Here is a 15,551-nt window from a genome sequence, read left to right as displayed (position 1 = left end):
GCCACCTAAACCGCACTAATAGAGACCGCTAGTCAGTTAAAAATAGCTGATTAGCGGTTTTTTCGTATGTCTGGAAGCTACGGTAATAAATCAAAAAATCCCCACATGGTCACAAGTCTTAGCAAGCGAGACTGCGATCATATGGGGATTTTTAACATGTACCCTGTAAATACGTGAGAATTACTATTTATATTCCTGATTTAAAACATTCATTGCATGATTAGCGAGCGCATACAGGAAGAATGCTAAGATGCTACCAATAATAATGCCCCAAAAACGTGACAGAATTAAGCCAAAGGTGAAATGTGTTGTTAAGGTGGCGAGCAACAGGACTTGCGGATTGGTAAAGAAATTGGCAATTGCGTAGTTGCGAGGCATGAAGTATTCAACACAAATATTCAAGAACATCAGAATAACAATCAGTGCGACCATTGGTAAGTGTAATTCCAATAAAATTAAGCCAATTAACAGACCAACGACACTGCCAATAATTCGATAAATGTAGCGCTTCTTAATGCGGTCGACTTCTTCGCCGGCAAGGACGGCACCACATGAAATCAGAATCCAATAGCCATTAGAGCCACGTAGTAGGTATGAAATATAACCTGCGACAAAGAGGATAAGAGGATTGCTGCGAAGTGAAAGGCGTCTAACAAGATGTCAGGACGCTTGTATAACATGACGTAGTATTTGTCAGTATGGTGGAGACCCCGAAAACGTTCATCGGCAGACGTGTAAGTGTGCGGCAGGCGTTCAATTAATGAAATTAGGTTACCAATGATAATCGAAGCACCAACCCCGATTGTCATATAACCAAGGGCTTGGAGCATGTGACTGGCAGGTACACTTGTACTCGTTCCAGTTGCATACAGCATAATCACAAAAAAGTGTCCCGGCTTTGGAATCTGGAATATTTTGACAATGATATAACCGAGATATGAAATAATCGCGATGAAGAATGGGATTGTCCAAGGCATCATGGATGAAATCATTCCCAGTCCATATGCAAACAACAAGACAACACCGTGTAAAAAGATTGCCCGAACGTTATATGTAAGAGTCTTATGTTGGAAAGCGAGATAGCTAAACGATCCTAACACGCCATAGGCAGCTAGGCGCATATCGTGGGTTAGCAAGCCAACTAATAATGGAATTAACATTGCGAGTCCAGCACCAATCGGACGTAGAACTGGGTCGGGATTGTGCTCCGACCGAATAAATTGTGCACGTATTGTGTTCAAAAAAATTAATCCTCCTTAATTTACGGATAATCCATTATAGCACTAAGAATTCACACGGAATTGGAAATAGGCTAGCTACTTGAATGTGACTATGTTTAAATGGACATTAGGCACAAAATACAAAGGATTTACGGGTGTTATAAAATGAATAATAAAATTAAAGAAAACAGCATTAAAGTTGTCGTATTAATTGTGACCGCGTTCTTCCAAGCGATTGCGATTAACGAATTTTTAGTACCGAATAATATTTTTACTGGCGGGATGAGTGGGGTGGCTCAACTGGTGACATGGGTTTTGAATTCAACATTGCACACCTCATTTCAAACGGGGATATTTATTTTGCTCTTTAATATTCCAATTGCTGTCATTGGCTGGTTGAAAATTGGTGGTAAATTCACTATCTGGAGTTTCATCAATATCTTCACGGCGTCTATCTTAACTTTGGTGATGCCAGTGGCAAATATTGCGCATAATACTTTGTTAGCGAGTCTCTTCAGTGGGATTTTCCTTGGGGCGGCTAGTGGCTTGACCCTCAAGCTTGGTTTCTCTACTGGTGGGATGGATATTGTCGCCATGGTCTTGCAGAAGACAACTGGTAAATCAGTTGGGACAATTGCGATGGCGATTAACATGGTAATTGTTGTGATTGCCGGTTTCAATATTGGTTGGAATAATGCGATGTACACGATTATCGGTATCTACGCGACGACACGGGTCATTGATGCACTCTACACGCGTCACCAGAAGCTCACGGCCTTTATCGTGACTGATCAACCGGATGCAGTGATTGCTGCCTTGCACAAGGAATTAATTCGTGGGATTACCGTGTTACCTTCGCAAGGGGCATTTTCACGCCAACCATCAAGCACATTGATGATGGTTCTTTCAAAGTATGAATTGTATCCGATGGAAACGGCCGTTAAAGCTGTTGACGACGATGCGTTCATTAATCTAGTGAACACCGTGAACTTGTACGGGAATTTCTGGGATGAAGATTTACAGAATAAAGCAAAAAAAGGTTTGATTGATGTTAAACAATAGCCAAAGGGGTTTGCAACATAATCCCTAGCAATTATGAAAAGTCAGCATTCGCGTTTAAAAACGTTGATATGTTGGCTTTTTATTTTGTTCCAAAATTGTTCAAGATAGATATTTGAAAAGTGTCCATAATTATGGGAATTTGATTAAAAAGTACACGCTTCTTGCGTGATTCTTCACATGTTGCTTGATGGTTGTTCAAATTTGTTGGTTAACATTAGTTACAAGAGATAGGTATGTTTTCAGCTATCATCTAAAAACTACGAAACAAGGAGATTTTAGACTATGCGTAAAAATATGAAGAACATGATTATGGCAGCGTTAACGACGGTGACATTAGCGGGTGGTGTGGTTGCACCTGCGTTACTTGGTGGGACTTTACTTGATACAGTAGGAATTGAACGGTCAGTGAAAGCATATACTAGTACAAATTTAAATAGTGGGAATTCTCAGGCGAGTGAGCAAACTGGTACTGGGATTACGATTTATAATTATATTGCGCAAACAGCTAAGGGCGGTGATGCGTTGGCTAAAAATGGGAAACCAATCACGGTCCCGGATACTTGGAAGTATGCTAAAGGATCATTTAAAATCCAACCGATTAGACCGGCCAGCGGATACACGCCAAGTGACATGAAAGCACCAACGACGGCGAACGGTAGTGATGGTGCGAATTATCAAATATCTGGTAGTGGACCATCTGGAACGGTGGCTAATGGACCACTAGTGTTTGACAATATGAAATATGGGTATTATCTGGTCACACAAAGTGGTGTCGTTGACCAAGACGGCCCACTGATGGCACCAATCATTGTGTCAATTCCGATGATTGATAGCGATGATAATGTTAATAACATGATTTCTATTTATCCAAAAAATAAATTACTCCAAGAATCAGATGAAGATGTAAAACCAATGACACGAATTGTTGATAGTTCGGGTAATTTGCAGACGAACTGGGGCGCCGGTGCGGGGAACACAATCACCTATGATTTAGGCTTTAATATTCCTGCACACGTTGGTACCACTGGGATGAATGAAAAAGGTAGTCTTTCAGTTACCAATGATTTGGGGTCAGATAAGACATTGCAAACTAACACGGTTACCGTGACTATGGGGGTCGGCACGAGTGCAGCGGTATTAACTGCCACCGATGACTATGAATTAACCACTACTGGGAATAAAGTTACCGTGGTCTTCACGGCCGCCGGGCTCACAAAGCTATATAACTACAATGCAGTTGCGGGTAATACGAAAGAAGTCCACGTTCGCTACGATGCTAAGTTACCGACAACGGTTACGGCAGGGATTGTTAAAAATGATTTTTCGGTTATTTTTAACACGGATGCCGTATACACACACTCATCTAGTAACACTGTGGACACTCATAGCACTAACATTGGTACAGCCCAGACCCTGATTGGTGGTTTTAATATCTTGAAGGTTGGTAATATCTCGTCTAGTTATGCTAATACGGACGGGTTACCTGGTGCACAATTTGAATTGTATGCCGATGACGCTTTGACACAACCTTTTTGGAAAGGTAAGACTGGGACAGCAGTTGAGGGCATGGTTTATTCAGATAGTGATTTTAAACAATATCAAGCCGGTAATGCGGCCAATTTTGAACATTACGTGGTAACAACTAGTGCAACTGGTCAGGGTTCATTTAGTGGATTACCACTTGAATATTGGGGCACTGATGAATTTGGTGGTAGTTTCTACTTGAAAGAAATTACCGCCCCAGCTGGTTTTGAAAAAACTAGTAAGGCAGTTTTAGTTAATCCGATGACTAGCAGCACTTCTAATACGTATGACGCAACTATCACATTCCCAGGTAACTCCGATAAATATGAAGCAATCATTGTGAATCACAAAATTAGTAACTTCCCAGTTGCTGGATCAAATGGCTACATTTATGTTGTCCTTGGTTTGACGCTTGCAATCGGCGGGACGGTAGTGATTTTGAAAAAGTCTAAGAAAAACGATATCGAAGGGTAAGCAAACTAAATGAGGACATTGTAATGAAAAATAAAATTATTAAAATTGTCCTCGGAGTGCTCTTACTTGTTGGTGGATTAGCATTATTGGCATTTCCGGTGATTGGTGAGATTATGTCAAATCAACAACGCAGCTACGGCATTTCGAAATATAGAGATGAGATAAAAACATCACCGACACCGGAAGTGGTGGCGAGTTTAAAAAAAGCCGATGAGTATAATCGGCAATTGTACGATGTGCAACAGAGCGGTCATTGGGTAAAAAAACCAATAAAGTATGATGATGTGCTCGCTGATTCTGAGATGATGGCGCTGGTCGAAGTACCGGAGTTGAATTTAGTTTTACCAGTAAAACACGGTGTTAGCCAACAGGTCTTAAAAAAAGGGCTTGGTCACTTTGATGACACCTCAGTTCCCGTTGGTGGAAAAAACACCCACGCCATCGTTACTGGGCATAGTGGCTTAAAAGATGACAAGATTTTTACCGAATTAGAAAATCTCAAGTTGGGGGATGTTTTCTATGTCACAGCCCTCAATCGTAAGATGAAGTATAAAATCGACAATATTTCGATTGTGAAACCAGATGACGTGAAACGCGCCAAAATAGTGGCAGGGCAAGATTATGTAACTTTGTTAACTTGCACGCCCACAGGTATTAATGATCACCGGTTGCTGGTACGCGGAACACGAGTGCCAATGCAGGCCGAACCCGTCAAAGACCGGACTTTGTTGGGCTACAATAAATTAGTTTATATGTTCGCGCTCTTAATAACGTTACTGATTGCCGTTGTCACTTGGTGGCGCCATCGTAAAGCTAAGCGCGAAACGCGCCATAGTAGCACCAAAAGTTAAGGCTGTTGTAGTAAATGATTTGCTCGTGCGCCTTACTTTCGTCCCTTGAAACGCTAACGATTACGCTAATGAAAGCCACAACTACGAAAGGAGGCGTCACTAAAATGAAAAAACGGCCACTAATCTTGTTGGGATGTTTTATTATTATGTGCTTATCAGGCGGCTTGGTGGCAAAACACGTAATGGCAAATGATAGCAAAAATGTGAGTATAACTATTACCAAGTATGCCCTGATGGACAATCAACGGATTAATAAGCTGAAAAAAGGGCGTACGCAGCCAGTTGAGATTGTCACGGATAATTACGGCAATCAGGTGCAAGCAGTTAGCGATATTAGCTATACGGTTGATTTAGTTGAAGCAAAAAGTGACGCAATTCCTTCTGGTAAGCAGCCAAACACATATGAGGTTGTTACTGGGAAACGGGCCCGCCATTATCAAGGACGGACGGATCAACATGGCGTGTTGACCATTGACCAAAGCACGGGTTTAACACATGGCTTGTATGTAGTTAACGAGCTAGCTAATGAAAAATTAGCGAAAACAATGGATCCAGTAATTGTTAATTTGCCAGCGCAGGTTAGTGCACGGGATGATAACGATAATCATATATATATTTTCCCTAAGAGTAGTTTTGGTGATGCTGATAATACAGATATCAACGACGTGGGCCACACTGCGACTGCGGGAAAAAGTAAAACAGTTACCGATCCGAATTTAGATATTGAGTTACCAAGTACGGATGGTGTAGTTAAGCATGGTGGCAAAAAAGGCAATGTTAAATCAGCGCAGACTGTAAAGGGGCTAGTTAATTACTTTCCGCCAACTGGTATGGCGTGGGTTGAATTACTGATGCGGCTTGTACTTGCACTTGCGTGTTTCACATTAGTCGGCATGATGTTTATCCACAGTAAGGTTGATCGAACAAACTAAGTATTTTAGGCTCTATTCCGTCTGACGTGGAATTTATAAAATGTGATGAGATGTATGATGCCACTGCGTGCCTGAAAATCACATTGTGCACCGAAATGGAAGCACATGCCCAAGCCACGTGCTTATGCCTGCGAACCGGCAACGCAAAACATCCCAGCATTTTGTTTCACAAAATACTGAATCTAATCCTAACGCGATTAGATTAGCCTTGCAGGCTGGATGTCTGTCTTGGGCAATTCGGGATAGCTGGCAGTCTAATGGCTAAAGCCAAAAGACTGCTCATCTACCCTCAGCGACAAACCTGACACATGGTGTCAAGTTCGTCCCATTTCGGTGTAAAGCCTGGCGGCCACAATGTGATTTTCAGTCACTCCGCTAGATAAGCGTTGAACTATTGATTACCGCTAAACTTGCAGCGACAAGGATTACGGCATATTACTAGTCAGAATATCTACGCAAACTAACGAAGAGGCTGGAACCAGGCTGGACTTTAGCTCGCACCGTGATGGCATAATCAGTAACGGGTTTCGTTACTGATTATGGATTTGTGAAGATGGTTGCCGCGTTAGCGAACCAAGCTTCGCAAACATTTGAAGACCGCACTGTGGCTTCAAATGCTTGTCTTCCATCACGGTGTCCAGACTGGTTCCAGTCTCGTAGTGGGAATCAATCTGAGACACATATCCAAATTCCACGTTAGAAAAAATTTAGCCGTATTTTAAACGGGCTTGTAGCGCATTTTATGCGTTGTGAGTCCGTTTTTTGTTTGTCGTCCATGCTTAATCGGAGTTCCAACATAGTTGCATGATCCATGCGATGCATTTTGTACTTAGCTGCCTTGAGTTCTGCCTTGAGTTTCGGGCAGTGAAGCATTTAACATGTACAAAATTAATAGACAAGGAATATAATTAATGTATGTTAGTAAGAATGTAAAGGAGGATTCGCAAATGGCAACAAATAATCCAGCAAAGACACTTGGTTTAATGGGCTTTTTTGCCCTCACTGCCACAATGGTGTTGGATGTCTATGAATATCCAACTTTTGCGACATCACAATTGAACTTGATGTTTTTCTTAATCGTTGGTGGAATCCTCTGGTTTTTTCCGGTTGCGCTGTGTTCCGCTGAAATGGCGACAATTCCGCAGTGGGAAAAAGGTGGTGTCTTCACTTGGGTTTCAGAGACATTAGGCGAACGTTGGGGCTTCACCGCAATTTTCTTCCAATGGTTTCAGATTACGGTGGGCTTTGTGACGATGATTTATTTCATGTTAAGTGCTCTAACCGAGGTCTTCGGCTGGCAAATTTTGGATCAGAATCCGGTGTACAAAACATTGGCCGTGCTAGCTATCTTCTGGTTGGTGACGTTATCGCAATTATGGGGAACCAAGGTCACCGATAAGCTGATTAAATTTACTTTTTCACTAGGCGTAGTCGTTCCTGCGGTATTGCTACTAGCATTTTGTATTATTTATGTAGCACAAGGCAATCCGCTCGCGTTTAGTGGTTCCGGGCGCAATTTGCTGCCTAACTTTCATGATGCAGCGACCTTAGTCGTGTTTGTTTCCTTTATTCTGAGCTATATGGGTGTTGAAGCTTCAGCAACGTATTCGAATGAATTGAAAAATGTGCAACGCAATTATCCAATCGCCATGATTATGTTAGTCGTGTTTGCAATTGTAATTAATTCGATTGGCGGTTTGTCGGTAGGTGCGATTATTTCACAGGGGGATTTGTCGTTGAGCGGTGGGGTGATGCAGGCGTTTGATGCGTATCTCGTTCACTTTGGCATCGATAGTGCAATTTTGGTTAAAATCCTAGCCTTCTTGGTCGCCTTTGGAATCTTGGGTGAAGTTAGCTCATGGGTCCTGGGACCAGTGAGTGGCCTGTACATGGCGGCCCAGCGTGGTTTACTGCCACCGCTTTTTCGGAAGACGAATAAGCATGAAGTCCCCGTACCAATTGTCTTGCTACAAGGGGCGTTGGTCAGTGTTTGGACAATTGTTTTGACATTGTTCGGTGGTGGTAATAACGTCTCCTTCCAAGTGGCTTTGTCGCTCACAGCGGTCATATATGGGCTGATGTATGTCATCTTCTTTACGAGTTATTTTAAATTGGTGCATAAGATGCCAGCATTAAAAGGCGTCTATCAAGTGCCCGGTAAAAAAGTTGGTAAGACTATTATTGCTGGTTCCGGCATGGTTTGCACGATTGTCGTGTTGGGAATTTCGTTTGTCGTCCCAAGTTCGTTGCCGCAAGCAAGTGGTTTAACGTACCAATTGATGTTATTAGGTGGGGCACTAATTACGTTAACGTTGCCCTTTGTAATCTATCACTTTAATGATAAATCACAGCACGTCATTATTCATAAGCCAATTCACTTGAAAGCAACCGAAACTAATTGGTTAGTGCGCCCAGCGGCACGTGGTGAACACATGATTGTTTCCGATGAAAAACGGTTGCGCATGGCAGAACAGAAAGTTATGCAAAAAATCAAAACTAAGTTGTAAACTGAATTTAGCAAAGCTGGTGCAATTAAATAATCTGTTAGTGATATGGCTTAACAATGCTATAATACGGTAACTAATATTAAGTGAGCAACTAATGCTGTTCACCGGAGGATAGAAATGGCCGAACACACACACGACGTCACAGAATTGATTGAAGATTTGCAAGCTGATTTAGCGGAACTTGGGGATGAACAAGTTTACGCGGTGTACGGTCAAGACGACCACGCCGAGCTCATTCTTGACTATATCGCGGTAAATCCGATTGCCGGAGTTACAACGGATGAACAAATGGCTGAAATTTTGCCAACATTAGCACCAGAAGAACGCGCAATGGTTAAGCAACATGGTGAAATGTTGGCAGACGCTGTGGCTAATGAAACAACCAAAGCAATGTTGGCAAGTGAATTAGTAGCTTTGTTGATTGAACAAAACAAATAATCTCGGAAATCGTGTGCAAAATATTGCATGCGATTTTTTGTCCTGTCCGCTTAATATCCAAAACAATGACATTTGGTAAGTGAAAAGAGTGGAACTGATAATAAGTATGGTAATTTTCTTATAATGAAGTTGGACTTTTTAATAAAATATCTATTGTAAGCGTTAACACGGCAATGAATATGTGATTTTGTTATTAAAATTTGCTGAAAAAGTGGTAAACTTGTTTATTGTTTATAAAATATGCAAGGATACATATTTGGAGGGATTATTACATGGATACGAAAAAGGAAAAAACGTTTATGGGTCATCCGCGTGGTTTAGCGACGTTGTTCTTCACAGAAATGTGGGAACGGTTTAGTTACTACGGGATGCGCGCCATTCTCTTGTTCTACATGATTTATAAGATTTCTGAGGGTGGTTTAGGGATGAACCCCGTTCTTGGTGCTTCAATCATGTCAATTTATGGTTCACTTGTGTACTTATCAAGTGTGCTTGGTGGATTCCTGAGTGACCGAATCTGGGGTGCGTGGCGCACTGTGTTCATTGGTGGTATCTTCATCATGTTCGGGCACATTGCTTTAGCGATTCCAGCCGGTCAAACTGCGTTGTTCTTATCAATTGCATTAATCATTATCGGTACTGGGCTACTCAAGCCTAACGTTTCGGAAATGGTTGGTTCATTATATACACCTGGGGATGTTCGTCGGGACTCAGGTTTCTCAATCTTTGTCTTTGGGATTAACTTAGGTGCATTTGTGGCACCATTACTTGTTGGGACAGTTGGACAAAATTACAGCTTCCACGTTGGATTCTCATTAGCAGCGTTTGGGATGGCGATTGGTTTGATTGTGTACTGGATTACTGGTCACAAGTATTTGAGTAAAGAAACCCACTATCCATCAGATCCAATTCAACCAGAAGAAATGAAACCATTAACGATTAAAGTGGCTTTCGGGATTATTGCTTTGGCCTTAGTATTTGTTTTGATGAACCTCTTTGGGGCATTGAACTTGATCAATATCATCTTGGTATTGAGTATTATCGCCGTGGCCGTACCAGTTGCGTACTTTATCATGATGTTAACAAGTCGCAAGACGAACAAGCAAGAACGTTCACGTGTTCTTGCTTACATTCCATTATTCTTGGCCGCCGTTTTATTCTGGTCAATTGAAGAACAAGGTTCAGTGGTCTTGGCTTTATTTGCTTCAAACCGGACTGACTTGGGTTGGTTTAAGGCTTCATGGTTCCAATCATTGAACCCATTGTTCATTATGCTTTACACACCATTCTTTGCCTGGTTATGGGTTAAATGGGGTAAGAAGCAACCTAAGACACCATCTAAGTTTGCGACTGGTTTGATTTTTGCCGGTTTATCATTTGTCTTGATGGCTGTGCCTGGGGCATTGTTTGGTACGGCTGGTAAAGTTAGTGCATTGTGGTTGATTGGTAGTTGGGCAATTGTTGAAATCGCTGAACTGTTGATTTCACCAGTTGGACTATCTGCTACGACTAAGTTGGCACCAAAAGCCTTCAAGTCACAAATGATGAGTATGTGGTTCTTGTCAGATGCTGCTGCGTCTGCGATTAATGCGCAAATTGTTCGTTTCTATACACCAGGGAATGAAGTTGGTTACTATGCAATTGTCGGTGGTATCACGATTGCCTTTGGTATCTTATTGTTCTTTGGCGTTAAGAAGATTAATGTGTTGATGGAAGGCGTTGGTTAAGATGACAAAAATTGCAGTCGTGAGTGATTTACACATGGATTTGAATCACGTTGACGTGGTTGATTTCTTAGCGCGGTCTGCGGACTGGTTAGTGGCTCAAGGTGTGCAATATTATGTCATCGCTGGCGATTTGTTCAATGATTTTGCGAAAACGTTGGACTTCAGTGAAAAATTACAAACAATTGTAGGCGACTCTTTGCGAGTCGCCTTTATTGTTGGTAATCATGATATGGCACGTGGGGTTACCTTTGAAGAGTTGTCACAGCCATTGAGTCCGTTGTATCTGCATAATCAACTTATTGATGTAGCTGGGACTGATTTACGAATTGTTGGCCAAAATGGTTGGTATGATTATTCATTTGGCGATTTAGCAAAATATTCGGTGAATGAAATCGCCCAGTGGAAACGCGCGTACTGGTTTGATCGGCAAATTGAACAACCAATGAGTGACCAAGAACGCATGGACATTGTCTTAACTGAGTCAAAGCAGCAACTAGTAAATGCTGCACATGACGGTAAAAGGGTAATGTTTGTCACACACTTTGTGCCACAGCAAGATTATCTGTTCAAAGGCAGTGATGATCGGAATCTTTGGATGCTTAACGCGATGATGGGCAGCCAACGTTTAGGCGCGTTATTGGAGATGGGACCAGTGGACTATACGATATTTGGCCATTTACACCGGCAATTTGCCCCGCAAACATTTGGCGGGCGTAATGAGTACTATAATCAGACGGTCGGCCTTAAAACGCATCGTAAGGACGAATGGACACAATCAACATTTTTCGCCACGTGGCAAGATCGTGTCCGAATTTTTGAAATTAAATAAAATATTGAGCTAACATGAAAAAAATTCGTGTTAGCTCTTTTCTTTTGGCTGAGTTTCTGGTAATATTATTCGAGTTGAGAGATAAGTAAGTTATGTTGGTTGTTTAAACTAATAGAAAGCTTAATTAATTGCTTGACATGTTAACTAGTAATTGATAAGATTATATAGTTGATTAATACGGAGGAATAGCGAAGAGGCTAAACGCGGCGGACTGTAAATCCGCTCCTTCGGGTTCGTAGGTTCGAATCCTACTTCCTCCATATTCTTGGGCTATAGCCAAGCGGTAAGGCAATGGTTTTTGGTACCATCATGCGCTGGTTCGAATCCAGCTAGCCCAGCTAATCAAAAGGCATCTACTTCGGTAGGTGCCTTTTTTGCGCGGCAATAAAGACGGGCTCTATTCCGTCTGAATAAAATGGCCACTTTGTGTCTGGAAATTACTTGGCGCACTGCGCTGGAAGCAACCTCACAAGCCAAAGTGCGGTCTTGTGAGGTTCGGGTAAGCTGGGACTCTAGGGGATAAATCCCCAAGACTCCTCATCTTACCCTCAGCGGTAATATGTGTTGCACACACATCACCCCAGTCGCGGTGTAAAGGCTGCGCCCGCCAAGCAATTTCCAGCCACTCCGTTAGTTAGTAATAATACTCAAACTAACGAAAAATAGGTACCAACCACAAGCCGCAGTAGAATGGGGAAAAACTGACAATAGTACCTCAGTAATTTGATAATTGAAAAGTACAGAAACGACAATCTCAAGCTAGAATAAATAGAGATAAAATGCGTTTTGGCACACGTTAAAGCGGTTGGAATGACAATTCGTCCCAACCGCTTTATTTGTATTAATTGATGTAAGCCAATCTTATTGGCGACCTAAAGCTGGTTCTAAAAATTTAGAAGTACCGCAATGCTTACGCCGAATAATGCCATGAGCAGGACTGCAGCACTAATTCTAGTTACCGTACGATATTTGCCAACTTGCAGTGGTGGGTTAAGTAGCCAAAGGGTAAGCACGGCACCGATTATTCCACCGGTATGAGCAAGGTCATTTGTATTTGTGTAGCCGATGTTGAACAAACCAATACCGACAGCAAGTATTTCAATCAAAATAACGACAACTTGCCACCAAGTTGTGAAGGCTTTGACGAGTGAATTACGGAAAAAACGCAGGTAAAGGACTAAAGCGGCAACCATAATGCCAACAATGCTACCTGAAGCCCCCAAAACACCTTGGTGGAAGCTGAGGCTGAATATGGTACTAGTCAGGCCAGCAACTAGATAAATGATTAGGAAGCGCCAATGGCCAATTAAACGTTCAAACCGCCAACCAATCAGGAGTAGACCAAAAACATTACCGAGTACATGGGACCAACTTTGATGAATCCAGTTAGCGGTAATTAGCTGATAATATTGATGTTGGAGGAGGGTTAATATTTCGCCGGTACTCCACATCGTCGTAATCTGAGGATCTTTTGTTTGCCAATAATAAATTAAGATCAACACAATGCTTAAAATGACAGTTACCCATGGAATTCGTGGTGTATCACTTTGTCGGCGCAATGTCTGTTTGGTGCGAAAGGTTGACCAGTATCGTTTGAATGGATTCAAAGCGTGTGCCTCCGTTACTTTTTAGATTTTGAGATTCGTCGGAATGCGGAAGTAATTGTGCGCGACCTCTTTTCAGCGGTAGATTAGAAAAATGGCGTCTTAAATTATGCTTATTATGACTCTCTAATTTTTAAACGACAATGATTGTTTTGTCTATTTAGTTGGATGTTGCTATTGGTTTGACACTGATTACGAATATTAGGGTTATCAATGGAAAATTGGTCTAGAAATTGGTATAGTAGAGATATTAAAAACAAGTGAGGTGATAGTATGGAACTCGGATTTATCGGTGGTGGGCAAATGGCTCAAGCTATGATTACAGGCTTACTACAAAATGATAGTACGCAAAAGATTTACATTCACGGTGGGGCAAGTAATCGCACGGAAGCATATGCGGCATCGGCGGGGATTGAATATTTACCATCAAATGAAGCAGTCGTCGCAGCGAGTGATATCATTGTGTTGGCGGTGTTGCCACAACAATTAAAAGCGGTCGCAACGGAAATTCGCACTAAGATTGCCGACCGTGTCGTTGTGTCAGTGTTAGGCGGTGTATCACTAGAAACGCTTGCTGATCAACTCGGCTATGATACCTTGATTCTACGGACGTTACCAAACGTCAATGTAGCGGTTAACAGCGGCATGATTGCGATTGCGGGTAACAATAACTTGCAACGTCACCCAGAAGCCCGCGAACAAGTGCGGAGCTTCTTAGGCACGCTTGGAAGTACAATGCCATTGCCTGAAACTGAGTTTAGTACATTTAGTGCACTAGCTGGTTCAAGTCCAGCCTTTATTGAATTATTTGTTGATGCGATGGCCCAAGCTGGTGTTAAGCATGGTATGGATAAGGATATGGCGACGCAAATTGTTGCCCAAGCAATGATTGGTACAGCCCGGATGATTCAAACAAGCCCCCAAAGTCCCCGTGACCTTGCGGCGGCAGTTTCTTCACCAGGTGGCTCAACCATCGCGGGGTTCTTAGCAATGGAAGAAGCTGGATTGACGAGCGCCGTGGTAAAAGGTATCGACGCCACGATCACAAAAGATCAATCAGTTGAATAAAATTAATTGAAGGTGCACAATGTCACTTTGTTAGTTTAGCGATATATTATTTTCGAACTCGTAAATAGTAACTAATGTAGTGGCATTAAAACAACGTTTAGAAAGTTAACAAAGGGGAATAACTTTGAGTAAAGTAATTAAGCACGTCACGATTTATACTGGTTCCGACATTATTGAAGACGGATTTGTCCGTTTTGATAAGCAAATCGAAGCCGTGGGTTCAATGGATGAATATACAACGTTGGCTGCCGATGAGAATACGGATGCACACGGTCACTATTTGGTACCTGGGTTTATTGACGTGCACACTCACGGTGGTTATGGTTTTGACACCATGGATGGTAATGCTGATGAAATCAATCAAATGGTGAACTTGATTGCCCAAAATGAAGGGGTAACCACTATTTTTCCAACGACGATGACCCAATCTCCAGAGGCAATTGCTCATGCGATGGTTGGCGTTAATGAAGCTGCCAAAGAAAATGCGTTAATTCAAGGAATTCACTTGGAAGGACCATTTGTTAATCCAATTTACAAGGGTGCCCAACCAGAACAATTCATGACAGCACCATCTGTTGATCAACTAAAGGAATGGAATGCTTTATCTGGGAACCGAATTCGGTTGGTGACGTATGCGCCAGAATTGCATGCTGCACGGCAGTTTGAAAATTTTGCTCTCGGTCACAACATTGTCCCTTCAGCAGGGCACACAGACGCAACCCGGGCGCAAATGCAAGAAGCTAAAGCAACACACATCACGCACCTTTACAACGCACAACGGGGCTTAGGACACCGTGAACCTGGGGTGACTGGACATGCGATGTTAGAAAAAGACATTTACGCTGAGTTGATTGCCGATGGATTCCACGTGGTACCTGATATGTTGCGGTTTGCCGTTAATATCAAAGGCGCCGACCGGATTGAGTTGATTACTGATTCAATGCGCGCAAAGGGGATGCCAGAAGGAATTTCAGAACTTGGTGGGCAAAAAGTAATTGTTAAGGACAAGCAAGCGCGTTTGGAAGACGGTCACTTAGCTGGTTCAGTTTTAACTTATAACGATGCTTTCCGTAACATTATTGAATTTGCCCAAGTTGATTTAAGACAAGCTGTCCAAATGAGTTCAGTCAACCAAGCTAAAGAATTTGGTTTGACGAGTAAAGGGGCCATTGAAGTTGGTAAAGACGCCGACTTCAATTTATTCACCCGTTCATTAGATTTAGCCGCAACTTATTCATATGGTAATTTATTAACGAAATAGAAAAAGAAAACTGTGCCGGCATTCAATCAGAGGTAGTGATTAAATGGCGCACAC

Annotated in this window: 13 protein-coding genes and 2 tRNA genes; 12 read left to right on the top strand and 3 right to left on the bottom strand. The window is 42.2% G+C overall.

Annotation, left to right across the window (positions count from 1 at the left end; genetic code table 11):
* Window positions 1-183: 183 nt before the first annotated feature.
* The gene (locus tag EQG49_RS04980) at window positions 184-558 is read right to left on the bottom strand and encodes an FUSC family protein (protein WP_243115774.1); all 375 of its coding nucleotides are present in this window, start codon (window positions 556-558) and stop codon (window positions 184-186) included.
* A complete protein-coding gene (locus EQG49_RS04975; RefSeq protein ID WP_133362941.1) occupies window positions 558-1,241 on the bottom strand; it encodes a hypothetical protein in 684 nt (227 codons plus the stop codon). The genes EQG49_RS04980 and EQG49_RS04975 overlap by 1 nt, the downstream gene beginning before the upstream one ends.
* Before the next feature lie 144 nt (window positions 1,242-1,385).
* On the opposite strand from EQG49_RS04975, the gene EQG49_RS04970 reads away from it, so the two are divergent.
* The 10 genes from EQG49_RS04970 to EQG49_RS04925 all read left to right on the top strand — a co-directional run bounded on the left by EQG49_RS04970 (window position 1,386) and on the right by EQG49_RS04925 (window position 11,902).
* The gene (locus EQG49_RS04970) at window positions 1,386-2,282 is read left to right on the top strand and encodes a YitT family protein (protein ID WP_133362940.1); all 897 of its coding nucleotides are present in this window, start codon (window positions 1,386-1,388) and stop codon (window positions 2,280-2,282) included.
* 282 nt (window positions 2,283-2,564) lie between these two features.
* Entirely contained in the window at window positions 2,565-4,280 is a 1,716-nt protein-coding gene (locus tag EQG49_RS04965) for a SpaH/EbpB family LPXTG-anchored major pilin (protein ID WP_133362939.1), read from the top strand.
* A 23-nt stretch (window positions 4,281-4,303) separates the two neighbouring features.
* On the top strand, window positions 4,304-5,131 hold the full coding sequence (locus EQG49_RS04960; RefSeq protein WP_133362938.1) for a class C sortase: 828 nt from the start codon (window positions 4,304-4,306) through the stop codon (window positions 5,129-5,131).
* A gap of 104 nt (window positions 5,132-5,235) precedes the next feature.
* Window positions 5,236-6,063: a hypothetical protein gene (locus EQG49_RS04955; protein WP_133362937.1), complete on the top strand. Its 828-nt coding sequence runs from the start codon at window positions 5,236-5,238 to the stop codon at window positions 6,061-6,063.
* A gap of 947 nt (window positions 6,064-7,010) precedes the next feature.
* Window positions 7,011-8,570: an amino acid permease gene (locus EQG49_RS04950; RefSeq protein WP_165964792.1), complete on the top strand. Its 1,560-nt coding sequence runs from the start codon at window positions 7,011-7,013 to the stop codon at window positions 8,568-8,570.
* A gap of 117 nt (window positions 8,571-8,687) precedes the next feature.
* On the top strand, window positions 8,688-9,008 hold the full coding sequence (locus tag EQG49_RS04945) for a hypothetical protein (protein ID WP_133362936.1): 321 nt from the start codon (window positions 8,688-8,690) through the stop codon (window positions 9,006-9,008).
* Window positions 9,009-9,280: 272 nt separating this feature from the next.
* Window positions 9,281-10,735, top strand: coding sequence for a peptide MFS transporter (locus EQG49_RS04940; RefSeq protein WP_133362935.1), 1,455 nt, complete (start codon window positions 9,281-9,283; stop codon window positions 10,733-10,735).
* Window position 10,736: 1 nt separating this feature from the next.
* Window positions 10,737-11,564, top strand: coding sequence for a metallophosphoesterase (locus EQG49_RS04935; protein ID WP_133362934.1), 828 nt, complete (start codon window positions 10,737-10,739; stop codon window positions 11,562-11,564).
* A gap of 179 nt (window positions 11,565-11,743) precedes the next feature.
* Window positions 11,744-11,824 (top strand) — tRNA-Tyr (locus EQG49_RS04930).
* A gap of 6 nt (window positions 11,825-11,830) precedes the next feature.
* Window positions 11,831-11,902: transfer RNA gene (locus EQG49_RS04925), tRNA-Gln, on the top strand.
* A gap of 546 nt (window positions 11,903-12,448) precedes the next feature.
* On the opposite strand, the gene EQG49_RS04920 is transcribed toward EQG49_RS04925, so the two are convergent.
* Window positions 12,449-13,171: a rhomboid family intramembrane serine protease gene (locus EQG49_RS04920; RefSeq protein WP_133362933.1), complete on the bottom strand. Its 723-nt coding sequence runs from the start codon at window positions 13,169-13,171 to the stop codon at window positions 12,449-12,451.
* A gap of 270 nt (window positions 13,172-13,441) precedes the next feature.
* On the opposite strand from EQG49_RS04920, the gene proC reads away from it, so the two are divergent.
* Window positions 13,442-14,236: a pyrroline-5-carboxylate reductase gene (proC, locus tag EQG49_RS04915; RefSeq protein WP_133362932.1), complete on the top strand. Its 795-nt coding sequence runs from the start codon at window positions 13,442-13,444 to the stop codon at window positions 14,234-14,236.
* 124 nt (window positions 14,237-14,360) lie between these two features.
* Window positions 14,361-15,497 (top strand): N-acetylglucosamine-6-phosphate deacetylase, encoded by a 1,137-nt coding sequence (gene nagA / locus EQG49_RS04910; protein ID WP_133362931.1) that lies wholly within the window; start codon window positions 14,361-14,363, stop codon window positions 15,495-15,497.
* The last annotated feature ends 54 nt before the right edge of the window (window positions 15,498-15,551 follow it).

It is taken from the genome of Periweissella cryptocerci, from assembly GCF_004358325.1.
Taxonomy (GTDB): Bacteria; Bacillota; Bacilli; order Lactobacillales; family Lactobacillaceae; genus Periweissella; species Periweissella cryptocerci.
Note: the sequence above shows the minus strand (reverse complement) of the source record. Positions and strands in the feature narration are given on the sequence as shown.

Bases quoted from the DNA above. Each gene is read 5' to 3' on its own strand.
- EQG49_RS04935 (WP_133362934.1), top strand. From the start codon at position 10,737: ATGACAAAAATTGCAGTCGTGAGTGATTTACACATGGATTTGAATCAC.
- EQG49_RS04970 (WP_133362940.1), top strand. From the start codon at position 1,386: ATGAATAATAAAATTAAAGAAAACAGCATTAAAGTTGTCGTATTAATT.
- EQG49_RS04945 (WP_133362936.1), top strand. From the start codon at position 8,688: ATGGCCGAACACACACACGACGTCACAGAATTGATTGAAGATTTGCAA.
- EQG49_RS04965 (WP_133362939.1), top strand. From the start codon at position 2,565: ATGCGTAAAAATATGAAGAACATGATTATGGCAGCGTTAACGACGGTG.
- proC (WP_133362932.1), top strand. From the start codon at position 13,442: ATGGAACTCGGATTTATCGGTGGTGGGCAAATGGCTCAAGCTATGATT.
- EQG49_RS04950 (WP_165964792.1), top strand. From the start codon at position 7,011: ATGGCAACAAATAATCCAGCAAAGACACTTGGTTTAATGGGCTTTTTT.
- EQG49_RS04960 (WP_133362938.1), top strand. From the start codon at position 4,304: ATGAAAAATAAAATTATTAAAATTGTCCTCGGAGTGCTCTTACTTGTT.
- EQG49_RS04955 (WP_133362937.1), top strand. From the start codon at position 5,236: ATGAAAAAACGGCCACTAATCTTGTTGGGATGTTTTATTATTATGTGC.
- EQG49_RS04940 (WP_133362935.1), top strand. From the start codon at position 9,281: ATGGATACGAAAAAGGAAAAAACGTTTATGGGTCATCCGCGTGGTTTA.